This window comes from Alteromonas macleodii ATCC 27126 (assembly GCF_000172635.2).
In the GTDB taxonomy this organism is placed as follows: Bacteria; Pseudomonadota; Gammaproteobacteria; order Enterobacterales; family Alteromonadaceae; genus Alteromonas; species Alteromonas macleodii.
Genome location: NC_018632.1, coordinates 2,042,878 through 2,069,196, shown reverse-complemented (window position 1 = coordinate 2,069,196; position 26,319 = coordinate 2,042,878). Strand labels below are relative to the sequence as shown.

The 26,319-nt window shown below is 42.9% G+C and carries 23 protein-coding genes and 1 tRNA gene; 6 read left to right on the top strand and 18 right to left on the bottom strand.

Going from position 1 to position 26,319, the window contains the following annotated elements; translation table 11 throughout:
- Positions 1–18: 18 nt before the first annotated feature.
- The 4 genes from MASE_RS08810 to pnp form a co-directional block, all read right to left on the bottom strand.
- Entirely contained in the window at positions 19–1,191 is a 1,173-nt protein-coding gene (locus tag MASE_RS08810) for a hypothetical protein (protein WP_014949388.1), read from the bottom strand.
- A 109-nt stretch (positions 1,192–1,300) separates the two neighbouring features.
- Positions 1,301–2,149 (bottom strand): hypothetical protein, encoded by an 849-nt coding sequence (locus MASE_RS08805; RefSeq protein WP_014949387.1) that lies wholly within the window; start codon positions 2,147–2,149, stop codon positions 1,301–1,303.
- Positions 2,150–2,428: 279 nt separating this feature from the next.
- Positions 2,429–2,722 (bottom strand): DUF1244 domain-containing protein, encoded by a 294-nt coding sequence (locus MASE_RS08800; protein WP_012518312.1) that lies wholly within the window; start codon positions 2,720–2,722, stop codon positions 2,429–2,431.
- A 161-nt stretch (positions 2,723–2,883) separates the two neighbouring features.
- Entirely contained in the window at positions 2,884–4,995 is a 2,112-nt protein-coding gene (pnp, locus tag MASE_RS08795; protein WP_039229711.1) for a polyribonucleotide nucleotidyltransferase, read from the bottom strand.
- Between the two features lie 339 nt (positions 4,996–5,334).
- On the opposite strand from pnp, the gene MASE_RS08790 reads away from it, so the two are divergent.
- Positions 5,335–5,889: an HNH endonuclease gene (locus MASE_RS08790; RefSeq protein WP_014949384.1), complete on the top strand. Its 555-nt coding sequence runs from the start codon at positions 5,335–5,337 to the stop codon at positions 5,887–5,889.
- 3 nt (positions 5,890–5,892) lie between these two features.
- Here MASE_RS08790 and MASE_RS08785 read toward each other — a convergent pair whose 3' ends face one another.
- From MASE_RS08785 to MASE_RS08765, 5 genes are all read right to left on the bottom strand, one after another.
- Positions 5,893–6,843 (bottom strand): mechanosensitive ion channel family protein, encoded by a 951-nt coding sequence (locus MASE_RS08785; RefSeq protein WP_014949383.1) that lies wholly within the window; start codon positions 6,841–6,843, stop codon positions 5,893–5,895.
- 130 nt (positions 6,844–6,973) lie between these two features.
- Entirely contained in the window at positions 6,974–8,221 is a 1,248-nt protein-coding gene (locus MASE_RS08780) for a glutamate-5-semialdehyde dehydrogenase (protein ID WP_014949382.1), read from the bottom strand.
- Entirely contained in the window at positions 8,218–9,327 is a 1,110-nt protein-coding gene (gene proB / locus MASE_RS08775; RefSeq protein WP_014949381.1) for a glutamate 5-kinase, read from the bottom strand. Before proB ends, MASE_RS08780 begins: the two co-directional genes overlap by 4 nt.
- Positions 9,328–9,343: 16 nt before the next feature.
- On the bottom strand, positions 9,344–10,858 hold the full coding sequence (putP, locus tag MASE_RS08770; RefSeq protein WP_014949380.1) for a sodium/proline symporter PutP: 1,515 nt from the start codon (positions 10,856–10,858) through the stop codon (positions 9,344–9,346).
- 367 nt (positions 10,859–11,225) lie between these two features.
- Positions 11,226–12,272: a DNA topoisomerase IB gene (locus tag MASE_RS08765; RefSeq protein ID WP_014949379.1), complete on the bottom strand. Its 1,047-nt coding sequence runs from the start codon at positions 12,270–12,272 to the stop codon at positions 11,226–11,228.
- Positions 12,273–12,855: 583 nt separating this feature from the next.
- On the opposite strand from MASE_RS08765, the gene MASE_RS08760 reads away from it, so the two are divergent.
- Together MASE_RS08760 and MASE_RS08755 are read left to right on the top strand one after the other, a co-directional pair.
- Positions 12,856–13,446, top strand: a complete 591-nt coding sequence (locus MASE_RS08760) for a hypothetical protein (protein WP_014949378.1) — start codon at positions 12,856–12,858, stop codon at positions 13,444–13,446.
- Between the two features lie 179 nt (positions 13,447–13,625).
- Positions 13,626–14,456, top strand: coding sequence for an HAD family hydrolase (locus MASE_RS08755; protein ID WP_014949377.1), 831 nt, complete (start codon positions 13,626–13,628; stop codon positions 14,454–14,456).
- A gap of 71 nt (positions 14,457–14,527) precedes the next feature.
- On the opposite strand, the gene MASE_RS08750 is transcribed toward MASE_RS08755, so the two are convergent.
- Together MASE_RS08750 and MASE_RS08745 are read right to left on the bottom strand one after the other, a co-directional pair.
- The gene (locus MASE_RS08750; RefSeq protein WP_014949376.1) at positions 14,528–15,232 is read right to left on the bottom strand and encodes an SDR family NAD(P)-dependent oxidoreductase; all 705 of its coding nucleotides are present in this window, start codon (positions 15,230–15,232) and stop codon (positions 14,528–14,530) included.
- Between the two features lie 20 nt (positions 15,233–15,252).
- Positions 15,253–15,783, bottom strand: coding sequence for a DUF2878 domain-containing protein (locus MASE_RS08745; protein WP_014949375.1), 531 nt, complete (start codon positions 15,781–15,783; stop codon positions 15,253–15,255).
- Positions 15,784–15,933: 150 nt separating this feature from the next.
- Here MASE_RS08745 and MASE_RS08740 point away from each other — a divergent pair, with 150 nt between their 5' ends.
- From MASE_RS08740 to MASE_RS08730, 3 genes are all read left to right on the top strand, one after another.
- Positions 15,934–17,562, top strand: coding sequence for a diacylglycerol kinase family protein (locus MASE_RS08740; RefSeq protein WP_014949374.1), 1,629 nt, complete (start codon positions 15,934–15,936; stop codon positions 17,560–17,562).
- Between the two features lie 7 nt (positions 17,563–17,569).
- Positions 17,570–18,925: an NADP-specific glutamate dehydrogenase gene (gdhA, locus tag MASE_RS08735; RefSeq protein WP_014949373.1), complete on the top strand. Its 1,356-nt coding sequence runs from the start codon at positions 17,570–17,572 to the stop codon at positions 18,923–18,925.
- Between the two features lie 229 nt (positions 18,926–19,154).
- Positions 19,155–19,610: a hemerythrin domain-containing protein gene (locus MASE_RS08730; protein ID WP_014949372.1), complete on the top strand. Its 456-nt coding sequence runs from the start codon at positions 19,155–19,157 to the stop codon at positions 19,608–19,610.
- A 160-nt stretch (positions 19,611–19,770) separates the two neighbouring features.
- Here MASE_RS08730 and MASE_RS19910 read toward each other — a convergent pair whose 3' ends face one another.
- From MASE_RS19910 to folP, 7 genes are all read right to left on the bottom strand, one after another.
- On the bottom strand, positions 19,771–19,929 hold the full coding sequence (locus tag MASE_RS19910; RefSeq protein ID WP_014949371.1) for a YqaE/Pmp3 family membrane protein: 159 nt from the start codon (positions 19,927–19,929) through the stop codon (positions 19,771–19,773).
- A gap of 193 nt (positions 19,930–20,122) precedes the next feature.
- The gene (locus MASE_RS08720; RefSeq protein WP_014949370.1) at positions 20,123–22,417 is read right to left on the bottom strand and encodes a putative bifunctional diguanylate cyclase/phosphodiesterase; all 2,295 of its coding nucleotides are present in this window, start codon (positions 22,415–22,417) and stop codon (positions 20,123–20,125) included.
- Between the two features lie 235 nt (positions 22,418–22,652).
- Positions 22,653–22,738, bottom strand: a tRNA-Leu gene (locus MASE_RS08715).
- A 9-nt stretch (positions 22,739–22,747) separates the two neighbouring features.
- On the bottom strand, positions 22,748–23,161 hold the full coding sequence (gene secG / locus MASE_RS08710; RefSeq protein ID WP_014949369.1) for a preprotein translocase subunit SecG: 414 nt from the start codon (positions 23,159–23,161) through the stop codon (positions 22,748–22,750).
- 10 nt (positions 23,162–23,171) lie between these two features.
- Positions 23,172–23,915 carry a triose-phosphate isomerase gene (gene tpiA, locus MASE_RS08705; protein WP_014949368.1) on the bottom strand — a complete coding sequence of 248 codons (744 nt, stop codon included), beginning with the start codon at positions 23,913–23,915 and terminating at the stop codon, positions 23,172–23,174.
- Positions 23,916–24,011: 96 nt separating this feature from the next.
- On the bottom strand, positions 24,012–25,355 hold the full coding sequence (gene glmM / locus MASE_RS08700; RefSeq protein WP_014949367.1) for a phosphoglucosamine mutase: 1,344 nt from the start codon (positions 25,353–25,355) through the stop codon (positions 24,012–24,014).
- Between the two features lie 9 nt (positions 25,356–25,364).
- The gene (gene folP / locus MASE_RS08695) at positions 25,365–26,189 is read right to left on the bottom strand and encodes a dihydropteroate synthase (RefSeq protein ID WP_014949366.1); all 825 of its coding nucleotides are present in this window, start codon (positions 26,187–26,189) and stop codon (positions 25,365–25,367) included.
- Positions 26,190–26,319: the final 130 nt, after the last annotated feature.

The following is a 26,319-nucleotide window of genomic DNA, read 5'->3' as shown; positions in this document are numbered from 1 at the left end:
ATGCCTCTGACTGACTTGTTAGTTTCCGTCTATAAGTAAATAGCCCCATACATGTTCATCGTATGATGCACCATCCTTTTGTGGGTATAAATGAATGTAGAGGTAACGTTCATTCGAATTAAACCCTGACACAATTCTGTCCACTGAGTAGTAAAACTCTTCTTGTACTTCGGTTAATACGCTTGAATCCTGTGACGGCATTTCAAAGACAGGTTTACCTACATATATTGGTGGAGTTAGGGTTTCTTTATCATTTTTAGGGAATTTCTTCCTTAAATCGAATTCTTGTTTTTTCAACAAAAAATCTATCAATATGTCTAAACAGAAATTGAAGTTTTCACTATTAAGTTCATTCGCAGCATAATTAGGTGTATAATCAATATGCCAAGCTTCATTTTCAGTTCTTACCGTTTCAGGTGTCAGCCGCCTAAAGTTTTCGATATCGACGGTACTAACTCCCCACTCCATACAATCAGTTTTTAGTTGCTCATGATTAATTTGAATATAGTCGATAGGTTTTTTTACATGCTTTTGGATCCACTGCTTATTTCTAGTCCAATAATGGGCTTTCATACCACTTAATAAGCCTAAGCCAAAAAAACCAAGTAAACCCTTTTGCTTTTCATCATGTTCTCGAAATGGGTAAATGTTATATTCATATTCATAAGCTGTAAAAAAAGCTTTTCTCAGGCCAGTTAAAGAATCTAAGTGTTTTTCTTCCTCTGATAATTTTAAAGCTTCTTTAATAATTTCTTTCACTGGACCATCGTTCAAAAGATCAGTTAAGAAAATGTCTTGAAGTTTAGCACCAACAACATTTTCTAGGAGCGCATCTACAAATCTTAAAGCTACATTGTAATAGTTGACTACAGATGCTGGTTCAGAAAGTTGTCCATAGTGTTTGCAGATAACCCTTTGCTTATTTAATGCTTTGATAGTTCCAGACTTAACAACGGGTACTTTTCTTTTTTTTAATTCGCCTAGTAATTCGTCAAAAGATTTAGACTCAAGGCTCCTTTGCTCATCGACATCTAACTCATCTAATACTGCAAGTACCACTAGCTCTACAAAATCCTGCAATAGAATGATCCCAGCGGTACAAGAGTACTTATCTCCTGAGTTCACTAAATATTTTGTTTCACCAAGAATCGATTTAGCGACTAACAAGGTATTTAACGTTGAGGATTTCATCTGACTCCAATTAAAAAGCTGACGCCTAATTAACAGGCTTAAAATTGTTTGCTAAGATGTTTGAGGGACGAAAAGAGCAAACTGTTTTAAGTCCTTGTTTAATTTCTTGTTATGTTTTGATGCTCACATTGTAAGTTTTATCATTTACTGAAACTTCATAGCTAGCTAGTTCAACTTCTGTTTTTAGTACGATTAACGCTGAAAAATAAACACTTAGAAGAGCTAATAAAATCAAGATGCTCTTTTTATAAGAGTCTTCTATAGAGACCTGTTTGTTATACCCTGCCAAAACTTTTTTATAATTACCTAAAGTTATATATGAGATATTACCTAGTGCTCTAACTAATAAAAAAGGGTCAGTTTTTTGCGTTACAAATAATGCTTCATCTGTATAAAGTTCCAAGAAAAGTTCCATTTGCTTTACCGTTAACTCAACTTTTTTATCGGAACTCATATTTTCTTCATATTTAAATGACGAAACCAGTTCAGGTAAAAATGTTTCAAGTCTCTTTTCTCGCTCATCGAACTCTTGCAGCAATGTGTCAAATTCATAAACATCGCTAGAAACTTTTGACATCTCTGGTACATGCTGTAGACCCTTTTCATTTAGCTGAACCATGTCACCTAATAAGTTAATTGAAACCTTGCTTTTAAATTTAAGCACCCTCATAAGTTCTTTGATTAAAAAGTGGTATTCATGGATGTCGTGAAAAAATCTTGAGTCGACAACCCTTTCACCCTCATAAGAAAGTAATCGATTAACAACTTCACTTGAACGAAGATTATCAAATTTTTTATGAACCTCTTCATTCCAGTAATTTAATTGGAAGTCGTACTCGTATGCTTTATCCTGCTTAGACTTTCCGGCATCTGGCCATGCAAAAGTTTGTACGAATGTAATCAACAACCCCGTAAAAATAATGAGTAATGTTAAAAGCGACTTTTTTCCTATAGTCAAAACTTTTCCTCTCAGATAAAAACATAACAGCTTACTCATCCCCAAACCGTCATGCTAATCCACACCACTTTAGGGCACTTCTCCTTTTACTTCTCACTACTCTAAACCATAACCACCAGAGAAATAAAGAAAAAACCGTAATGTCGTTTTTAGCTCATTTATTAAAAACACCAAATCGATATACCCATGATTTTGGTGTCTTTCACGCAAGCCAAGCACAAAAAAGCCAGCTTCTGCTGGCTCCTGAAACAAATAATTCAACGTCACTTGAACTAAAAACTACTTCCCCTGCCTAGCAGCCAACTTCTCCAACTGCTCGTCAGTAGCTGGAAGCTGGTGTTTCTCTTTCCACTCTGAATACGGCATTTTGTATACCACTTCGCGTGCGGCTTCGTAGTCGATATCAGCGCCCTGCTCGCTTGCAGCGGCCGAATACCATTTTGCTAAGCAGTTACGGCAGAAATCGGCCAAAATCATCAGGTCAATGTTTTGAACGTCTTTATTCGCGTCTAGGTGTTCTACTAAGCGGCGAAATACTGCTGCTTCTACTTCGGTTTGCGTTTGCTTATCCATTATCTAATACCTCTAAAAAAGCGTTTTTCGTTATGGTTTGAATGTGTGGGTTAACGGATGAAACCCAACCCGCTATCTCTTTTATAACCTAAAACGAAAAAAGGGAGCCAAGCTCCCTTTTTACTTATATACAGCTAACTAGGTTTAAAACCTAATTGGCATTACTCTGCGTCGTCAGACTTAGGCGCAGGCTTTTCTAGAAGCTCTTTAATGCTTAGACGAACACGGTTTTGGCGATCGATTTCCATAACCTTAACGTCAACCATTTGGCCTTCTTCTAGGTAGTCAGTTACTTTGTTCACACGCTCGTGAGCGATTTGTGAAATGTGAACAAGACCTTCTTTACCTGGAAGCACTTCTACAAACGCACCGAAATCTACAATACGTGTAATCTTACCGTTGTAAGTCTTACCAACTTCAATTTCAGCCGTTACTTGCTCAATCTTGCTAATAGCGATGTCTGCTTTCGCACGCTCTGTCGCGAAGATTTTGATAGTACCGTCGTCTTCAATCTCGATGTTAGTGTCAGACTCTTCAGTAATTTGACGGATCATTGCGCCGCCTTTACCGATAACGTCACGAATCTTGTCTTGGTCAATCTTCATTGTGTAAATGCGCGGAGCAAATTCGCTTAGCTCTTCACGGTGACCGCCAATTGCTTCGTCCATTACGTTAAGAATGTGCAAACGTGCTTCTTTTGCTTGTTTAAGCGCAATTTGCATGATTTCTTTAGTAATACCTTCAATCTTAATGTCCATTTGAAGTGCAGTAATACCCTCGGTAGTACCCGCTACTTTAAAGTCCATGTCGCCAAGGTGATCTTCGTCACCAAGAATGTCTGAAAGTACAACAAAGTTGTCGTCACTCTTAACTAGGCCCATTGCGATACCCGCAACAGACGCTTTAATTGGAACACCTGCATCCATAAGCGCTAGTGAAGTACCACATACCGACGCCATTGATGATGAACCGTTTGATTCTGTGATTTCAGAAACCACACGTACTACGTACGGGAATTCTTCTTCACTTGGCATTACTGCTTGAATACCACGCTTCGCTAGACGACCGTGACCAATTTCACGACGCTTAGGCGAACCAATCATACCTGTTTCACCAACACAGTATGGAGGGAAGTTGTAGTGAAGCATGAAACGGCTGTCGCGCTTACCTTGAAGCTCGTCAATCATCTGTGCGTCACGCTCTGTACCAAGCGTAGCAGCTACAAGTGCCTGCGTTTCACCACGAGTAAAAAGTGCAGAACCGTGAGTACGAGGAAGAATACCTGTCGCTACGTCAAGTGCACGGATCATTGCTGGGTCACGACCATCGATACGTGGCGCGCCAGATAGAATGCGTGAACGTACAACGTCAGACTCAAGGTCGTGAAGAAGGTCTAGTACTTCTTTCTTGTCTTGTTCTTCGTCTTCAGCAAGGATAGCTTCTAGTGCTTTTTCAGTTGCTGCAGTTACTGCGTCTTTACGCTCTAACTTGTCAGAAATCTGGTAAGCCGCAGTCATTTCTGCTTCAGCTAGTGCTTTAACTTTGTCTTTAAGTGCAGTGTTTTCTGCTTCTGGTGCCCAGTCCCACTTCTCAGTGCCAACTTCAGCAGCAAATTCGTTAACTGCGTTAACTACAGTTTGCATTTGCTCGTGACCGAACATAACCGCACCTAGCATAGTGTCTTCAGAAAGCACGCTTGCTTCTGATTCAACCATAAGTACTGCGCCTTCAGTACCCGCAACAACAAGGTCAAGCTCGCTTTCAGCTTGCTCTTCTGCGCGTGTATTTAGAATGTATTCACCGTTGCTAAAACCAACACGAGCCGCACCGATTGGGCCGTTGAAAGGAATACCAGAGATAGCAAGGGCTGCTGAAGTACCAATCATAGAGATGATGTCTGTAGGGATATCTGGGTTAGCAGACATTACAGTAACAACAACTTGTACTTCGTTTTTGAAACCTTCTGGGAATAATGGGCGGATTGGACGGTCGATAAGACGTGCAATCAGTGTTTCACCTTCAGATGGACGACCTTCACGCTTGAAGAAACCACCTGGGATTTTACCCGCAGCGTACGCTTTTTCTTGGTAGTTAACAGTAAGTGGGAAGAAGTCTTGATCTGCTTTGGCTTCTTTTTTACCAACTACTGTTACCAGTACAGACGTATCGTCCATGCTCGCAAGAACCGCAGCTGTTGCCTGACGAGCAATTACACCCGTCTCTAGAGTTACAGTATGCTGTCCATACTGAAATGATTTAGTAATAGGAGTCACTATTTGTCCTTTAATTTCAATCTTTATTTTATCGCTTTTAAACGCGGCGCATAGTATAGCCATGAAGTAGCGTTAATACCATGGTCAAATGCAGCCCCGCGCGGAATTTGTCGTGTTATTTGGTCATTAACCGCTACCACCTATAGCACCATGACTATATGAAATATCTGTGAAATTTCAATTATTGACTATATTTTCATCATACTGACACAAAACAGCGTATGCTAGAACAAAAAGCGAACAAAGTAAGAACTTAAATAAACATCACGTGCGACCAATGCGCAGAAGTGATTAACCACAACAAGAACGTCTAATATTAGTGTGCTAAAGGAGATAACCATGTTGGTACTTCGACTTAATAAAGCAGGCATGCCACAAGAGTGGATAGATGTTGAACAAGCCGCAAAGCTTTACAGTCAAGATAAGGTGCTATTTGAGCTAGGTAGTGATGCTATTACGTTAAAGGGAGGCTGGAATCACGAAGGACTCCAAAGTCAGCTTACCCTGTCTAGTATTATCGCGTGCGACGGCAAGGTAACAGATTTATCTGGCAAAGTTGCCCTTACTAATCGCTATTTGTTTAGGCGCGATAGCTACCTGTGTATGTACTGCGGCAATAAGTTTACGCCAAAGCAGCTTACCCGAGACCACATTATCCCCCGCTCTCGCGGCGGAAAAGACAGTTGGACGAACGTTGCCACGGCTTGCCAGCGGTGTAATCACGCGAAAGGTGCTAAAACACCAGAAGAAGCCAACATGCCCCTACTCGCGGTTCCGTTTAGGCCAAATGTGTACGAGCGTTTTTATTTAATGAACAGGCGGATTTTGGCTGACCAAATGGCCTTTTTACAAGGCCACTTCACCAGCCACAGAGAATGGACGTGCTTAGAATAGACGCTATAGCGTACCGCTAGTAGTTGTCTGTGCGTCGGGCATTGCTTTAGCTTGGTTTTGCACCGAAGAGGAATCGCTGTGCTGTGCATGAAGCTGGCGCTGCTCTTCTTTTTGCGCTTTGAACCACAGACTTAACCAATCTGAGCACATTTTGTGCTCTAACTCGTGAGCTTCGGCTGTAGGGCAAAACAAGCTTACCTTTACCACCACTTTGGCAAGTTCATTGGTTTTAATCTCAACCTCTGGGTCGATGCGAATAAATTCTTGCTCTAAATGACGTTCAATTAGGCCTTTGTAGCGCTCTGCTACATCGCGGAAATATTCACAATGTGCCTGTGCCCTGGCATGAAACGCTGGAAGCAAACTATAGGCGTTAACAGAAGGCTCGTTCACTATTTCAAATGAATGCAAACGGTAGCGACGCATGAAGTTAAGGTTACGCACAGTTTGAGTTACAAGCTGACTATTAGGCACGTACACGTGTTTACCCGTGTAGTTAAAGCTTTCAGGGTCTACTTCTAAAAGCGCTGTCTTTGCCCAGTCCATTTCTACCACTTCACCAATGATGTTGTTCATTTGGATCCAGTCGCCTACCCTGAATGGCCGAGCGCCCAAGTAGTAAATGAACCCCATAAAGCACTGAATAAACTCGCGGGTTGCCAACACAATGGCCACCATAAAGGCAGCAATGGAGATTGCCAGTGTTTGGATTTCAGAGCTCCACACCATCATTAACACAATAATGATAAAGGCATTACCCAGCTGCTCTAGGATATTGATTTGGTTTCGGCGGTCTTCGCCACGATGAGAACTAATGCGCCTGATAAGGCGCAACACACCCTTTTTGATAAAGTGCAGTACAATTAAAAGTACTAGAGATGTCAGCAGTTTATAATCATTGGCAAAACTTATAAATTGATGCCATAACTGCGCGGGGTCTATCACAATCTCCATGTAAGCTCCGTCTGTACTCCGAGGGTAAATATTTGAATAGGCGAAAAAAAGCGCCGACGAATGTCAGCGCTTTTAATTATGAAGCATGTAAACTCGTGGCACAATGCCGACCAGTTAAAACATCTTTCTATTAATCGCGAATTTGGCCTTCGCCATTCACTAAATATTTCTCTGAAGTCAACGACTCCAAGCCCATTGGGCCATAAGCATGTAGCTTAGTGGTTGCGATACCAATTTCTGCACCTAAGCCAAGCTGGCTACCATCAGAAAAACGTGAAGAGGCATTAACCATTACTACACTTGCATCAACTGCGCGTTGGAATAACTTGCCTTTTTCAGCATCTTCCGTGCAAATTACTTCAGTGTGGTTACTACCAAATTGCGCAATGTGGTCAACCGCTGCTTCGAAATCGTCAACTACACGGATAGCGATTTCAAGGCCAAGATACTCTTCACCGTACGCGTCTTCAGAAATAACGTCAGCACCATCAAAGTACTGGCTACCTTTGTCGTTTACGTGAACCTTAACACCCTTTTCTTTGAATGCATCGGCCACTTTAGGCAGAAAATCACCCGCAACGGCTTGGTGTACAACTAAGCCTTCTAAGGCATTACATACGCCAGTACGCTGTGTTTTACCATTTAGAAGTAGCGCCATGGCTTTATCTAGATCAGCATCTTTGTCTACGTAAAGGTGACACACACCTTTAAAGTGCTGAATTACCGGCACTTTAGCGTTGTCAGTCACGTAGTTGATTAGACCTTCACCACCACGTGGAATAATTACGTCAATGTAATCACGCTGCTCCATTAGCTCTTGCATTAATGCACGATCTGGGTTCGGAACTACCGTTACCAGCGCTTTTGGTAAATTGTGCTTCTCCAGCACGTCTTGCATAAGCTCAGCAATGGCTAAACTCGTATCTAGTGCTTCTTTACCACCACGTAATATCACTGCGTTACCCGATTTAAAGCACAGCGCGCCTGCGTCGGCAGTAACATTAGGTCGTGCTTCATATATCATGCACACAACACCAAGCGGTATACGCATTTTCTTAATCTCAATACCGTTTGGACGTGTACCGATAACGCGCTCTTTACCCACAGGATCGTCAAGTTCAACAATAACTTCGATGCCTTCAGCCATGGCTTCAATACGCTCATCGTTTAGGATTAAGCGGTCAACCATCGCTGCGTCTAAGTTATTCTCTTTGGCGCGCGCGACTTCCTTTTCGTTTACTTCAATAATTTTACTTTTGTTTGCACGAATTGCCGCGGCCATATCAGTTAACACCGCGTTTTTCTGGCTTTCACTTAAAATAGCCAGTGTACGTGCAGCTTTTTTTGCCTGTTGTGCTAACTCTGTAATAATGCTCATTCTTTCTCCAGATTTGCTATGTGCTGATCAGAAATAATTGGCCCAGTCTTTTCCTCAAACTCATGGGCGAATTCTTCGTTTTCCTGATTCGCAATGAAATTCAATAAACAGCTACTGTAATTCGACTTGGCTTTTACCAGTTTAGTACCGTCTTCTTTACGTACTAGAATGGTGTCGCCTACCGAGAACTCACCTTTCACGTCAATAATTTCGCTACTTGTCAGTTGCTCTGCGTCGCCAGCTAAAGAGGCGTCAAAGTCCCCTTCTACTATCACCTCACCCTGCGCGTTTGACGTATGGCGCATCCAATGCACATTCTCTTGCATTGGCTTGGCGTGAGGTTTGAAATGCGTGCCTGGGTTTTCACCTGCTAGCAGCATATTAAACGACAGTTCAGTAAAGCCGTTAATAATATATGTATCTATACCATGCGAAACGGCTTTTTCGGCCGCTTCAATTTTAGTGCGCATACCACCGGTGCCTACACCGCCTTTTACCGCACCGCCAGCCATGTCATAAATGCTTTGATCAATGGTATTAACTGATTTAAGCAATTGTGCGTCGTCGTGTTCATGCGGGTTTTTATCGTACAACCCATCAATGTCTGAACAGATGATAAGTGCATCTGCTTCAGCTGCCGACGCCACCATGGCCGATAAATTATCGTTATCACCCACTTTCAATTTGTCGGTGGTAACGGTGTCGTTTTCGTTAACGATAGGCAGGATATTGTTATCCAATAAACTGAATATCGTTTCACGGATACTTACGTAACGCTCTCTGTCTCGCAAATCAGCATGCGTTAAAAGCATCTGAGCAGACGGAAAATCAAACAGTCTGTCCCACGTGGCAATCATTTCGGTTTGACCCGCTGCTGCCATTGCTTTTTTAACTGCAATATCTGACTTTTCTTGCTCTGGAAACAGGTGCGCGCCTGCTGCGACAGAACCAGAAGACACGAGTACAACTTGTGTACCGTTGGCTCTGCATCGCACGATAAATTGCGCAATGCTCAAAAGGTAATGACTGCTACAACCTTGTTGGTTGGGCGATATCAATGCACTACCCACTTTGATGACTACGCGTTTCCAATTTGGATGACTCATAATAAACTTTTTAACCTTAAGATTGTTGATTTGCTAATTCTTCACTGGCTTGCGCGAATGTTGCTTGTACGTTTGACGATGGGTTTTCGCTAAAGCGACTTACCACATAAAGCGTTAACGTACTTACCGCAAACCCTGGAATAATTTCATAAATAACGCTGCTTAACGTTTTACCGTCAGCTAAAACGGGCGCGTAAATCCAGAACAGTACGGTTACCGCACCGCTAATCATGCCCGCCATTGCCGCTTTCGCTGTTAGGTCCTTTTTATACAGACAAAACAGTACTAACGGACCAAATGCTGCACCAAAACCTGCCCAAGCATTACTTACTAAAGATAAAATTGTGTTCGACGCATCCATGGCTAATAACAATGCAACCACGGCTACACCTGCTACACCATATCGGCCAATTGTTACCGTTTGCTTTTCAGTCAGCGCCTTGGTTGAAGACTTTTTATTTACCATTACGCGGTAAATGTCTTCGGTTAACGAACTTGCGCTAACCAGCAGTTGCGACGAAATTGTACTCATAATAGCGGCTAAAATAGCAGCCATTAGAAATCCACTGATAAGTGGGTGGAACAGCAATTGTGAGAAAATAATAAATATCGTCTCAGGGTCGTCGACAGCAAGACCAAACTGATTGGCATAAGCAATGCCTACGAATCCTGTTGCCAGTGCACCAATGATGGTCACTAACATCCACGACATACCAATATTTCGCGCTGTGCCAATGGCATTAACAGAACGAATTGCCATAAAGCGAACAATAATGTGCGGCTGTCCAAAGTAACCTAAGCCCCAACCTAAACTCGATAACAACCCAACAATCGTTAGCGTTTCTAACGATTCAGAAAAACTGGGTACAGATTGATAAGCGGCGCTTGTCATTTGCGACACGCTATCGAACTCGGTAAACGCGACGATTGGAACCAGTACAAGCGCCACGAACATAATGCACCCTTGCACAAAGTCCGTAAGACTTACTGCCAAGAAACCACCAAGTAGTGTATAAGACACCACTACACCCAGCGTAATAAATAGGCCTAACTGATAATCGACCGAAAACGCGCTTTCAAACAACTTACCACCTGCAACTAACCCGGCAGAGGTGTATAGCGTGAAAAACAGTACGATAATCACCGCTGAAACAATGCGTAAGCTTGAGTTAGGCGTATCAAAACGCTTGGCAAAAAACTCAGGCACAGTCAGCGAGTCGTTGGCAACTTCGGTATAAACGCGAAGTTTTGGTGCTACTAGTAAATAATTGGCCAACGCACCTGCAACCAACCCTATTGCAATATAAACCGCATCGAAACCGGTTAAGTACATTGCACCTGGTAAGCCCATTAGCATCCAACCAGACATGTCAGACGCACCCGCAGACAGTGCGGTTACTTGAGGGCTAACTTGTCGCCCTCCCAAAATATAACCAGAAATATCACTGGTAGATTGTCGGTAAGCAAACAACCCTATCCCTAACATCGCTATAAAATACACCGTTAGTGATAGGTAACTTTCCATTGGCATAACGTTCGTTATTTCCTCTATTGCTCTTCGAAAACTCGTAAATGAAAACGCCATTTAACCTTTGCTAATTCAAATTCAAAAGCAAATAATTAAATCGAACAATAATCATTAGAGCTCTAACAATATAAGGATCTGACAGAAAATTTCAAGTGCAATTTTTAAACAACATCGTTTAACTGGCACTTATGTTTAAATTAGCACCAACCATGTTTCACAGCATATTACGCTAACAAAATTTATAATTACCAATTATATTCAATAACTTAAAAACACTAAGTCATTTATGAAACAATTTAACTTTAGCTGAAAAGTCGCAAAAAACAGCAACTTTACTATCAGCTAAAACATTTTCATTAAAAATACTTTGTTACGCGCACTCAGACGAAATAACATCCAAAAGAAGCTTTTCTACAGGCAGTAAATGGGTAAGTTGCGTACAATCTTCACTATGTAGCGAGCGAACCCGATTAATTAGCTTCTCACACGCCTTTTCGTCATTTTTCACAGTAAATAGTTTCGGATGAATATAATATTTCCTGCAAACGGTGGGAGTATTGCCAAGTTCTGCTGCAACACACTTACTTAACGTACTCTCCCATTTCTTGGTTCTGGAGTTTGCTATCTGTTCATAAACACTGGGCAGGTTTGTTAGTGCAAATCGACTTGATGCCCACGTTCGAAAGTCTTTGCAACTGAACTGTTCACTTAGTTCGTTGTGGATGAACGCATTAACGTCTTCGCTCGTTACGTCGTGCCATTGTTTATTCTTATCTTGATAACGAAATAAACAGTAACCTTGTTGTTGCGCACAGTCACAAACTAATGAAGCAAGCTCAGGGTCGTTTACTTTTAGTGTTCTTGGTTTGCCGTGCTTACCAATGTAAGCAAGTTCAACACTATCGTCACACTGCGCTTGCACATGCTTGCGCCGCAATGTAGTTAACCCATATGTGTTATTTTCCTTGCTATATTGAGCGTTGCCAACTCTAGCACCTGTGTAATCGAGCAACAGGCACACCAGCGCGCAAGCTCTTTCTTGCGTCCATGTTGGCTGTGAAATTAATGAAAGACAGTGCTCACGGAACCCAGGAAGTGCATTACCAAAGGCAACCAAACGCTCAAATTTTTCTACTTGCTGCTGCTCGTGCCATTTGTTGTGATAGATATATTGTTTACGTCCTTTTTCGTCATAGCCGACAGCTTGAACGCTGGCTTTACTATCACGGCTTATAAAGGTGTCGCGCCAATTTGGAGGAATGACAAGCTTTTTGATACGCTTTAGCACGCGCTCTCCTGTGACTTTCTTTCCACTTGCATAGCGATAGTAAAACCGTTTATCACCGCAAGCGATGCGCCTTATTGATAGATGGCTATCATCAGAGTAGACGTTGCAATAGCCTTTAATCCGTTTCATTTATAGATACTCCTTTCCTTACCAGCTAAGAAGACCGACTGTTAAGGTGCTGCTACGGCCGCAGATGCTCGCTGTGCTTTCTTAGTCAGATTGCAAACAACGGTACCAAATCTCAATTTATAAATAGAATCTACAGAAGAACGTACAGAAATGATCACTACACGCAAGTAACCTTGCCGCAAGCCGACGCTTCCACGGCAAGACAGTGATTTTAAAGGCCATAACGAATTTTCACGCTATGTGTAAAATTATCACAGTACCGGCTGTTTGGTCCGGTAGCGGCGCTTGCTAAAACTCAGCATATCGCTTCGAAATCCTTCTTTATTTGGCCTTAAAGCTTACTAAATCATATTTAACATTCCGAAAATAACCATTAATAACAATAGCATAAAAACAAACCCTCTCTTTTTTCTACTAAAGTATAAACCGCTACTTTTCTTCGTCGGAATGCAACTTGAATAAGTATGAACAATAGTTGTCGAGTTACCTATGCACTTAGGTGAAGCCGAACAGCAATACCCTTTGAAGTGCAAGTGAAGTGGATTGATTTAGAGAGTCCAAGTAAGAAGTCGAGGATTTAAAGATGAATGTTCAAAGTTCGAAAAACGTAGAGTCAAAAAGCGAAAACAGTAATGAACATGAGAATTTGAGAGCCCATGTTGTATCAACCGGTGACTTGCAAGTCGCGGCTGTATTTCCGTCAAAACGTAAAGTGCAGGAAGTACTTGAGATAGTTCAAGACCAAACATCTGTTGAGGTATCTCAAGTAGAAATTATCGAAGCTGGCGACCCTAAAATGAGTGAAAAACTTGAACGTAACAGCGCATCCATTGGCAAAAGCATGTGGTCGTCCCACCTGTTGCTTGGTTCAATCGGTCTGATTGTAGGTTTAGTGGCGGCATTTTTGTTAACGCAGTTTGGCCCAGCGCTTACTCAACAAAATCCTTTGTTTACCTACATAGCACTAATTAGCCCAGGCATATTCATTGGGTTATTCATAGCGGGTTTAATCGGTTTACGTCCGGACAGAAATGAGGTTATACAAACCGTAAGACACGCGGTTAGATATGGTAAAGTTGCGCTGGTAATTAACCTTAAAAAGTCACAGTCTGCTTCTAAAGTCTCGCAATTACTGAAGCAGCACACCGACAAAGTGGTCGAATCTATTCGGTAGCAAGACTAGCGACATAATATGGAACGCTGCTTCAAAGCAGAATGTGATACAGTAATCATAGCGGAGTTATCAATCTAGCTGTTCCAATATTTTCGAAGGGCAATATAACGAACTCCACGTTTATTGCCCTTCGTCGTTTGGTCGGCGTTATTCTGAAAGAGAGATTAGGCACCAATTGTATGGATTTAATATTTTTTGATTTAGATGGCACTTTATTAAATAAGTCTTCTGAAATCTCCTCGTTTACTAAAGAGACGTTGGGCTTGCTTGGTGAGAGAGACATTGCATTCACCGTAGCGACGGGTCGTACCATGCATTCAGCGCAATTTGTGCTACAAGGTCAGTCTTTTGTACTCCCTCACATTTATAATAATGGGGTGGCAATTTGGGATCCTGCCGGAAACGCGCTAACACTAGAAAATTTGCTCGCGCCCAGTGAAGTAAATCTTATTATCGAGCACGCCGTAAATAATAATATTACGCCTTTCATTAACACAGTGAATATGGATAGCCCAGATCACGAGCACGTGATTTACCATTCGTCGCCTAAGCATCAGGTGGAACACGATTTAATTGAAAAGTATTTTTCGCGCACTAAAGCGCGATTAGCGTCTATTGAGTCGCTACCTGCTAATGCACATATAACAAACATCAGTATGATCGGAGATGCACCGCTAGTCTATGACATGTATAAGCAGCTCAACATGCACGAAGGACTGATAGCGTACTCTGGGCCAGCTATCGAAGGGGATGAGTACCGTTGGATGGATGTACACCACAATCTTGCGAATAAAGGTAGTGCGGTAGAGCTTTTGCGCCAACAGTTGAATGCAAGCAACGTTATTGTGTTTGGCGACAGTGATAATGATTTAAGTATGTTTAAGCTAGCAGACGAGGCTTATGCACCTTCTAACGCTAAACCTTATATCAAAGACGCCGCCACTTCCGTCATTGGGCATCACGATGAAGATGGAATCGCCCGCTTTCTACGAGAGCGATTCTCACTTTAGAAGATGCTGATTAAAAAGCATCGTGAAAATGGTAGCCTTCAAACTATATGAATTAGGCTAGTTAATTAAGGCTACCACTCTATAGGCTCTCTATCTTTTAAGAATTGGCCATGGGGGCCACCCTCTTCCATGGTTGCTAACCAAATAGCCGTATCTGCTCCCTCCTCGGGCGTTTTGGGCGCATCACTTCCACCCATTCTGGTATGCACCCAACCCGGGGTCATGCTATTAACGGTTACATCAAGAGACTTACCGTCAGCAGCTTCATCAACTACCGCTGCCATCTTAACCGTAAGCGCATTAATAGCAGCCTTTGTTATCGCATAGCACATTGGTCCTTTCAGTCCCTCGGCGAAGCTACCGTAACTAGAGCTTACATTGATAATACGTCCAAAACCTCGCTCAATCATTTGCGGTAACGTTTGCTGGATAAGTGTAAGCGGGGCGTTCACATTAATTTGCATCGATTTAGCCAACGTCTCAGAATTTACATCTTTCCATGGCGTGTCGTCTAAGATTCCTGCATTGTTTATGAGGATATCAATAGGGCCATACACGGCCTCAGCTCGAACAAACGCATCGACGATGGCGGTTTCGTTATCAAGAGGCATCTCAATAATATGCAAATCCCCTCCCACAATATCTTTATTGGCTTCAAGGCCGGCCTCTTCGTCTCGACACCCCATCAGCACTTTATAGCCTTTAGACAGCATTCCTTTTACTATTTCTAGACCTATACCTCTGTTTCCACCTGTAACTAATACGTTTTTCGTCATTGCCAATACACTCCTTGCATTTACGCTTGGGCTTGTTTTGCCTCAAAACGATTGGATAAATAAAAACACAGCGGGAAGATTACACTCCACACTAGAGCGATAAAAATATAAGAAAGCACTACGCTTGCGCCCAATTCAACCGCGCCGAATTTGGCGCCGGCGATATAACTGAGCGGCGCGAAGATAGCTCCAGCAACCGCCGCAACGGCCATTCGACCATTAAAGGCGGTTAAACTGTGATAAACCGTACCTGCAAAGGCTGCCCATAGAATACTTAGCCAAATTGGAATTGGCCAGAAGCTGACCAGCGTTTCTGTCTCGTTAAAAATGAACAGCCCGCTCAGGGTTAAAAGTGCATCAACCACCGTGCCCAGTAAAAATACCGTGCCCATTAGCTTTATATCTTCCACTCGCTTGGGCGAAATGGCTATCCACAAAAGGATTAACCCTAACACTGGAATTACTGCTTTATTCTGGAACAAGATGACCAGCCACCAAATTCCTTGGAACCATACAAAGTTCGCAACCTTTAGTACCGCACTATTCTTCATTTGAAACGCTCATATTTTCAATACCAAAGCATACGTTTACCGGTACGTGATAGTTCAACCCTATTGCGACAAAAGTAAACGAAAACGCTCCAGTGTAAGTATAGATGCATAGACTGTTTGCTCTTTCCAATTACAAAGGATGTGTTAATCGTGAAAATGGTGAAGTATTACGTACTTGGTGCATTAGTGGCGTTAGCACTAACGCTGACCGTGCCAGTGATATTATTAAAAGTGGTATTTGGTTGGATTGCATTTTCCCTTATTGCCGTAAGCAGCGCCTATTTGCTCAACTATCCAAGCCTGTTTCGCAAACGTGAGGATGGCTCAATACCATTCTACATACGCTGGATTTTTGTACCTTTTTTACTGGGCTCTTGGCTTTACAATGAATACGCACGCAGAACGGATAAAGTCCCTCCCCTACAAAAAATTGAGCCGCACTTATTCCTTGCATGCCGCATGTCGGGAAAACACGTTAGCCTTTTAAACGAAAACAACATTGATGCCATTCTTGACGTAACCGCTGAATTTGATGGACTGGATTGGACGGCATATCAAGAAGATTACCGCTATTTAAACGTACCGGTACTCGACCATACCAGCCCCACTCCTGAACAACTTGTTTTAGCAATAAATTGGTTGAATCAGCAAATTTCTGAAAAGAAAAATGTTGTTGTGCATTGTGCGCTTGGACGAGGTCGCTCTGTTCTGGTGGTTGCAGCCTATTTACTGGCCAAAAACCCTACGTTGAGTGTAGATGATGCATTACGTGAAATAAACCAGATACGCCAAACGGCAAGGCTCAACAAACGTCAATTAGCATCGCTGCAGCAGATTAGAGATGGTGGCCTACTTTCACTACAAAAGAATCTAACCCTTATCGTTAATCCAGTTGCTGGTGGCGGTAAATGGGAGCAATACCGAGATGACGTTCTTTCTCGATTAAATGAAAAATTCAAAGTGACCGTGAAAGAAACCACACCTGAAGTAGACGGTAAGGCACTAGCAGAGAAAGCAAAACAAGACGGCGCCCACATTATTGTCGCATGCGGAGGCGATGGAACGTTAACTGAAGTCGCTTCGGCTTTGGTCAACACCGACGTTACCATGGGGATTATCCCCTTTGGTACAGCAAACGCACTAAGCCAAGTGTTGCATGGCTACATTAGTAAAGTCATGCCTATTAGTACAGCATGCGACATCATTATAGAGGGCAACACCTTAGCCATAGATACCGCGACCTGTAACGACCACGTTATGCTTTTGGTGGCAGCAGTTGGCTTCGAGGAAAAAATGATTTCGGCCGCTGATCGCGAAGAAAAGAATGTAGGCGGCCAGTTTGCCTACCTAAAAGGGCTATGGAACGCGATTTCAAATAATGAAAACATGACGTTTAAAGTAGCAAAAGACAACCAGCCAGCTGAAACTTTAGAAACGCCGAGCTTTGTTATTGCAAACGCAGCCCCAATGACCACAGCACTTGCTCAGGGCGCAGAGCCGCCCGATATCACCGATGGAAAGCTTGATTTGACCTGGCTAATACCTCAGCCCAGCTCTGATAAGCAATTCGCATCGTTAGCAGAGCTAGTGCTAAGTCCAGCTGAAGCAAAGAAGCAATCTGAATCAATACGGCACGAACGCGCATCAAGCATAACGTTAACATTTGATAAGCCCACGGCGTATGCTGTCGACGGCGAGATCTACGAAGGCGAAAAGCTTGAGATAAAAACATGCCCTCGAAGCCTTAACGTTCTCACCAATTTTGAAGAAAAGGATTAAGCAGTACATGACTCAGAAAAGTAACTTTGAAGAAATCTATACCTTTCTTAATGAGAAGTTTGCTAACGAAACGGAATATCTACAAGCGGTACACGAAGTATTAGAAGATATTGTTCCTATTTACAATGCAAACAAAGACTACAAAGCGTTCGATATTATAAGACGCATTTGCATGCCTGAACGCATTATTTATTTTACCGTGTCGTGGATGAACAGTGATGGCGATATTGAAGTCAATCAAGGTTGGCGTGTACAGCACAATTCAGCCATGGGTCCTTACAAAGGTGGCTTGCGCTTTCATCCTACCGTCAACTTATCGGTGCTTAAGTTTCTTGCTTTCGAACAGTGTTTCAAGAATGCCCTGACCGGCTTACCCATGGGCGGAGGTAAAGGCGGGTCAGACTTTAACCCCAAAGGGCGTACTGATCGCGACATTATGTTGTTTTGCCAAGCCTTCATGCGTGAATTACAGCGACATATTGGCGCAAATACCGATGTACCTGCAGGTGACATAAACGTCGGCGCGAGAGAAATAGGATACCTTTATGGCGAATATCGCAGGCTAAACAATAAGTTCGAAGGCGTGTTAACCGGTAAAGGCTTAGAATTTGGTGGTAGCTATGTGCGTACTGAAGCTACAGGCTTTGGCTTAATTTACTTTTTAGAAGCGGTATGTCGACATCAAGGTACTCCAATTGAAGGCAAAACCATTGCAGTGTCTGGAGCCGGAAACGTAGCGTTGCATGCTGCACTCAAAGCGGTAGAGAAAGGCGGAAAAGTTATTTCGCTGTCTAATAGCCGAGGGCTTTTACATAATGAGAATGGGTTAACTGATACCGCGCTTAAATGGGCAATCGACAACCATGCAAACCGCAACAATATCCTTGCTGACATGGCAGATGAAAACATGGGCAAGTGGATAGCTGATAAAAAGCCTTGGCATTTAAAATGCGACATAGCACTGCCTTGCGCTACGCAAAACGAACTACTTGAAGAAGATGCAAAATCACTGCTAGATAACGGCTGTCAAATGGTACTAGAAGGTGCGAATATGCCGTGCACAAATGAAGCGCAGGCTTTGTTTTTAGACGCCCAAATTGCATACGTACCAGGCAAAGCATCTAACGCTGGCGGCGTTGCGCTATCAGGCTTAGAAATGAGCCAGAACGCCATGTTCAATCAACGTAACGCAAGCGCACTCGATGAACAGCTCTATTCAATTATGGAAAGCATTCATCAGCGTTGTGTTGATGAGGGTAAATCTGAAGGCGATGCTGGAAGCAGCTACGTTGATTATATGAAAGGCGCCAATGTAGCAGCATTTCGTAGACTCGCTGACGCCATGGTCGCACAAGGCGTGTAGCGCATATCCCATCTCCCTCTTTCGGTAAATTCACGGACTTACTGCCGTGAATTTATCGGAAACTGACTTGTAAAATTTGCGTTGTCCCCTTCCCCAACTCAATGACTCTGTGTCACTTCATTTGAAATTTCTTTTAAAAATCAGCGCGTAACAAATATCTCATTCATGGAATAAAAATAGCATTACCACAGGTGTGATTCATTTTTTAGGTATTTATAAGGAACTACCCATGAAAATTTTTGAAGCTTTGCGTCAAGACCATGAAAAGCAACGTTTACTGCTTAAAATTCTAGCTGAAACAAGCGGAAACACTGCTGCGCGCCGTGAATATTATCAAGAGCTTAAGACACAGCTTGAAAGTCATGCCATCGCTGAAGAGCGCCATTTCTATTCTCATCTTTTGGAGAAAGATGCCACTGTAGATTTAACACGTCACGGCATTGCAGAGCATCACGAAATTGATGAGCTACTCGCAAAGCTCGATGATACGGATATGAGTTCACCAGCTTGGTTACGTCATTTGAAAACACTTCAGGAAAAGGTAGAGCATCACCTTGCCGACGAAGAACAGGAATTCTTCCAAGTTGCAGGCAATGTGCTTAATGACCGCCAAAAAACAAAACTTGCAGATGAATATCAAAAAGAGATGAAGCAAGAGTTAGACGACGAAAAGCTCACCGCCTAACATGGGATATGTCACGTTGCCGAAATCGTCCTATTCGACAAACGTCATCACGTAAAAAGCCAGCTATAAAAGCTGGCTTTTGTTTATTTTTTATTGGTTGCCGTACTCGCGACGACTATGCGATTTATTGCATAGCCGCCAATACAGCGTTTTTCACCACCTACTTTTTGGCGATGATGTAAACAGCGTGAATAACACCTGGGAAATAGCCAAGAATAGTTAAGAGGATATTAATCCAAAAGTGAGCACCGATACCCACTTGTAAAAATACGCCCAGCGGTGGAAGTAAAATCGATAAAAGTATACGAATGATGTCCATAATAAATTCCTTGTTTTTGAAGTAATTTCACAACTCAGTAGGCAAGATACTCACACTTTGGCGAAAAAATCAGGCCCGCAGAGCGTTTTACACGCTTCATTATTAGTTTTGCATTTACGATGCCATGTCGCCAAATACTGCGGCAAAGGCATAGTGATTACTGTGAAACAATAAATTTAATTTGAAAAAATAGCTATTCACCGAAAGGCGTATTTTGAAGCCAGTCTTCAAGGTCTGAACGGCTAAGTGGGCGACTAATGTAATAACCTTGAACGATATCACAGCCCCAGTCCTTTAAGATTTCAAGCGACGCTACGTCTTCAACACCCTCAGCCACAACCTTTAAATTAAACACATTCGCCAAACTCAGCACGGTATGAACAATTTGCTGGTCGTTTTCATCACTCGCCAGCGACAAAATAAAACTCTTATCAATTTTAATCGTTTTTACGGGCAAGTTCTTTAAATAGGCTAACGACGAATAGCCTGTACCAAAGTCGTCGATGGCGAAATGAAAGCCCCGCGCCGTTAGTTCATTAAGGTTCTCTATAGCAAGCGAGGCGTCAGCAACTAAATCGCTTTCTGTTATTTCAAGTTCCAGAGCTTCAGGTGACAGACCTTCCTGAGTTAAAAGCGACACTAGCTTCCCTAGAAGTACCTTATTTTGAATATCCTGAGTAGATAAGTTCATCGCAACGGTGAACCCATACCCCATGCCTCTAAAATAAGCTAAGTCTGAAATGGTTTGCTTCATTACCCAAGTCGTAACTTGCTCAATTAACCCTGCTTGCTCAGCAATGGTAATAAACTCATCAGGTGGAACAAAGCCCAGAACACTATTATTCCAGCGAATAAGCGCTTCCATGCTGCATACTTTCATTGTCTGCAGATCTATTTTTGGCTGGTAAACCATAGACAGTTCGTTTTGCTGGCTAGCCAGTGCACGTTTTAGTTCAGTGGTAATTGATAGTCTGCGATTGTATTTATCTTCTAATTCCGTTCTGTAGCGAACGCACCAGCTGTCGCTGTGTATCGCTTCATCAGTAACAATATTCATTTTTCTGAATAATTCTTCTGATGTTGTTGCATCTTGCGGGCACTGGATAACCGCCATTGCGACTTTTACTGGAATTGCAATCAGGTTACTTTCCACTGGTTGCTCTAATATGTGCTTGAGCGTTTCGAGCTGGTCATCATTAAGTGAATCTTGCGTAATATATAAAATCTCACCGCCAGCTAATCTTGCGGATGTACCAGGCCAACGCTGAAGCCTCTCGGCCAATGCTTTCAGTGTATTATCGCCGTTAGAGTAACCGTAGAGGTCGTTAATGGTTCGAAATCCGATTACGGTAATGGCAACAACCTGTAACTCTCTTTCTTCTTGCAGTTGTGACTCGAAGAAGCCTTCAACATAGTTCCGATTGAAAAGCCCGGTAAGCACGTCGTGTTCTGCTTGATAACGAATATGATTTTCACGACTTTTAATACTTGCTTGCATGCTATCGACTGCGTTGGCAAGTTCGGTAATCTCTTTGAGGTTCGACGGTGCGTCAAGGGTTGCGCCATAGCTTCCTGACGCGACCTTATTCACTGCTTTTACCAAGGTAGACACTGGTCGACTCACGTTTCTGGCAAGCAGCAGAGAAAGACCCAGAGCAATGAATATTGCGACTAAGCAAAATGCCAGAATCGTCAATTGAATACGTGTGAAAGCACTAAATGAAGACGTTGTATCTACAGCTAGAGTTATCTTAACCGGCAAATTGCCATCAGAGGCGATATTCACCTCACGGGCAAAGTAAGTAAGCTCGTCTTTAAACGTTACATCTATCCACGAGGGGTCGTGTTCTGACGCGAGGATCCGTTGCGCATCATTTTCTTTTAAGGTAGTCGTAAGAACGTCATTGGTATCAGTTCTTGAGATAATAATTTCAGCGTCTACGAGCGCTTTTAGTTCTTCTAATAAACTGCTATCAAACTCAACGCCTATTAACATGTAATATCTAAGCGTAGGTATTTCTACGCGAATTAGATTTAACTGTACTAATTTGTTATCGACTACGAAGAAACCGCTGTCTTTCCCTTTAGCAACCAATGCTAGGCTACTTTCCACATTTTGACCGACTTCGAATAGGTCTGTACGCGTTACAACTACTTGATGGTCTAGACTTACCAGAGCGATGATATCGGTGTTTAGTCTCTGCGCGTAACTGGTAAACGCCGCTTCAATAGAGGGTATATTCTCTGTGCCAACCGCACGCCTGAAATCAAATGAGCGAGACAGTACTTTTGAAACGTTGCGTATGACAGCTTGACGATCCGCAACCACTTTATCAAATACTTTCTCTGCTAAAACAATATTGTGGTCAATGTTTTGAACAACGAGAGTATTGGCTGAGCGCCACACTGCTCCAATTATCAGAAGTGATGCTATCACAATCCCTATGAATAGGGTTTGGAACAAACTCTGACTAAGTGTTTTTTGCACTATAGTGCCTCGTAAAAATTGTTTTGTTTATGTCGCAGACAGTATGACTAAGTATTGAAAAGCATAGCTGAATAATAAAAATAGGAACAGACATAACATCCTGTAAATTTTAGATTTTAACGCTTTGTTACAATTAACAAGGCCAGTTAAAAGTGAGCGTACAGGGTCACCTTAACAAGAATTTCACGGTGTAAAAACAGAAAAGGCCAGCATTGCGCTGGCCTTTACATTTATTTGGTGCGGAAAGCGGGACTTGAACCCGCACGAGCAATGCTCACCACCCCCTCAAGATGGCGTGTCTACCAATTCCACCACTTCCGCGAAAACTTTTTAGTTTGAACCTTCAGCGTCGTCAGACTTTGGTACGTCTGTCACATCGCTTTCAACAACAGGAACGTCAGTTTGAGCTGCATCTTCAATAACTGGTACGTCTTGATCAGCTGGTAGCTCTACTGACTCTTCTACTGCCGCTGGAACTTCTAGGTTGTTCCACTCATCTTCTGCGCTTTCACGGTTTGCAGTCATTGCACCCAAAGAAAGGCTAATTAAGAAGAACAAGCCTGCTAATATAGCGGTCGTACGAGTCATGAAGTTACCTGAACCTGATGAACCGAAAACAGTGTTTGAACCGCCTGAGCCAAATGAAGCGCCCATATCTGCACCTTTACCTTGTTGGATCAATACAAATCCAATAAGTAATAGCGCTACAATTAGGTATGCTACTAATAGCACTTCGTAAATCATAAATACCTCGTCAGTTTGCCGCTTGGCAAATTGAAATAAAATCTTCAGCTTTTAAACTGGCTCCGCCAATTAAACCGCCATCAACATCTTTCTGTGCAAATAGGGTTTCAGCATTATCTGGCTTAACACTACCACCGTACAAAATACGAAGGCCTTGAGCCAATTGTGCGTCTACTTTATTAAAGTAGCCGCGAATAAATTCGTGTACTTCTTGTGCTTGCTCAGGGCTGGCTGTTTTACCAGTACCAATTGCCCAAATCGGCTCGTATGCAATAACAGTTTTGCTGAGTTCGTCTACCGACATGGCGCTAACTAGTGCATCTAGTTGCTCACCAACAAACGATTCAACATCATCTGCTTCTCTCACTTCAAGTGGCTCACCTACACAAATGATGGGTACGACACCTGAAGAAACACATTGCTTTGCCTTTAATGCAACAAGTTCGCTTGACTCGCCTTGGTCTTCTCGTCTTTCTGAATGCCCAACAATTGCGTAACCGCAACCTGCTTCTTTAAGCATTTCAACTGACAACTCACCAGTGTGAGCGCCGTTATTAAGATGACTTACGTTTTGAGCACCAATGGCAAACGAATGGGTTTCAAATGCGTGTAAAAGAAGTGAAGGAGCGCAAATTACGATTTCCGAATCAGCTTTTACATTCGCCAGTTTTTGATTAAATTCAGCAACTAATGCCAAATTTCCGTTCATTTTCCAGTTGCCAGCCACGAATGGCTTTCTAAGATTTTTACTCACAACGCAGACCTTAGCCCTGTCTTCAAAGCGGGCGTGATATTAACTATTTAATTGAGAAGATACAAGCACAAAAAGCAAAATTTCCTGCTACGCCAACTAATTGGCGAGATTACGAACAGTTTCAGCAATATGCTCTGCCCATTTGTGAGATTGGCTTTCGTCATTCGACTCAACCATCACACGAATTAACGGCTCAGTACCACTTTTACGTAGAAGTACCCTGCCCGTTTTACCTAACGCAGACTCAGCCTCTTTCTTAGCATTTTGTACATTGCTGTGTGCTAAATAATCCACTTCTTGGTTAGCGTACCTCACGTTAACTAGCGTTTGCGGGTACATTTCAAACCCACTCGCTAAGTCGTGTAAGTCCATGTGCGAACGAAGCATTGCTGCAAGCACTTGAAGCCCGGCTACAATGCCGTCACCCGTAGAGCTCATATTAAGATTGAGAACATGACCCGAGTTTTCACCGCCAATAGACCAGCCTTTTTGTTGTAGCAGCTCCATCACATAACGGTCGCCAACATTACTTCTTGCGAAGGGAACACCAAGCTTTGACAACGCATTTTCAAGGCCTAAATTGCTCATCAAAGTGCCAACGACGCCACCCTGCATTTTGCCGTTCTTAAGCGCGTCGCGGGCAATGATGTAAACAATCTGGTCACCATCAAGCACATTACCAAGGTGGTCTACCATCATAATGCGATCGCCATCGCCGTCTAGGGCAAAGCCAAGATCAGCGCCGGTCTCCTTAACCTTTTCAACAATCGCATCCATTGAGGTTGCGCCTACACCGTCGTTAATATTTAAACCGTTCGGCGCTGTACCAAGTTCGATAACCGTAGCACCTAACTCTCTCAATACATTGGGGGCAATGTGGTACGTTGCGCCATGTGCGCAGTCCACAACAATTTTAAGATCTGTCAGCGATAATTCTGAAGGGAATGTCCCCTTACAAAACTCAATATAACGACCCGCAGCGTCGTTTATACGCGTAGCCTTACCCAGCTTATCAGATGCCACACATGTCATTGGACGCTCAAGCATATCTTCAATCGCTAATTCGATATCATCATCAAGCTTAAAGCCTTGCGCTGAGAAAAATTTAATGCCGTTGTCATAAAAGGGATTATGTGACGCACTAATCACTATCCCTGCTTCTGAGCGAAATGTTTTGGTGAGATAAGCAATGGCTGGCGTTGGCATGGGGCCTAGCAAGCCGATATTGATACCAGCAGCCGATAAACCCGCCTCTAAAGACGACTCTAACATGTAGCCAGAAATACGCGTGTCTTTACCAATAAGTACTTTGTTCGTCCCTCGTCCGGCAAGGACCTTACCTGCTGCCCACCCGAGTTTTGTAACAAACTCTGGGTTGATATTGCTCTCGCCTACCTTTCCGCGGATACCGTCGGTGCCGAAATATTTGCGCTGCGTCATTATTATTCCTTATTTTACTGAATTCAGCATTTTCACGATATTGACAGCATCAGCTGTTTCTTTCACGTCGTGAACGCGAATTATCTGTGCGCCCATTTGGGCGACAATTGTAGCGAGGCTTATGCTTCCCGCCAAGCGCTCATCCACTTTTCTATTTAGCAAATTGCCAATCATCGACTTGCGAGACATGCCTACTAACACTGGGTAACCCAGCTTCATAAGCGATGGCAAGTGTTTCACCAGCGTATAATTGTGTTCCAGTGACTTTCCGAAACCGTAGCCAGGGTCGAACAAAATCTTGTCTTTAGCAATGCCCGCTTCTTCACACACTTTGGTGCGCGCGAGTAGAAACTGACCCACATCATTCACTACATCATCATACTCAGGGCTTTGCTGCATGGTTCTGGGTTGCCCCTGCATATGCATTAAACAAACAGGTACTTGTGCTTCAGCTGCTACTTGCAATGCACCAGGCTCTTGTAACGCGCGTACATCGTTGATTAGCCCCGCGCCGGCTTTCACCGCTTCCCGCATAACGTCAGCCTTGCTGGTATCAATAGAAATAACACATGGGGTATTTTTAGCTACGGCTTCAATAACGGGTATTGTGCGGTCAAGCTCTTCCTGCAGCGATACGTCGGGCGCGCCTGGCCTTGTCGATTCACCACCTATATCAATAAAAGTTGCCCCTTCTTCAATCATGCGAAGCGCATGGTCAAGGGCTTGAGATACATTTGTGTGCTTGCCGCCGTCAGAAAATGAATCAGGAGTAACATTTAAAATGCCCATTACCTGAGGCTGTGACAGACCTATGAAGTACTTACCAAACTGCATGAATTACCTGCATTACCTTTGTTTTAAAATTACCGTATTTCTTAGACAGAAAATATGTTGAGAAATGAAGCTATAAAGCAAACTGATTTTGACCCGCTGTGTTAGCAATGAAACCTACTTAAAAATGCAT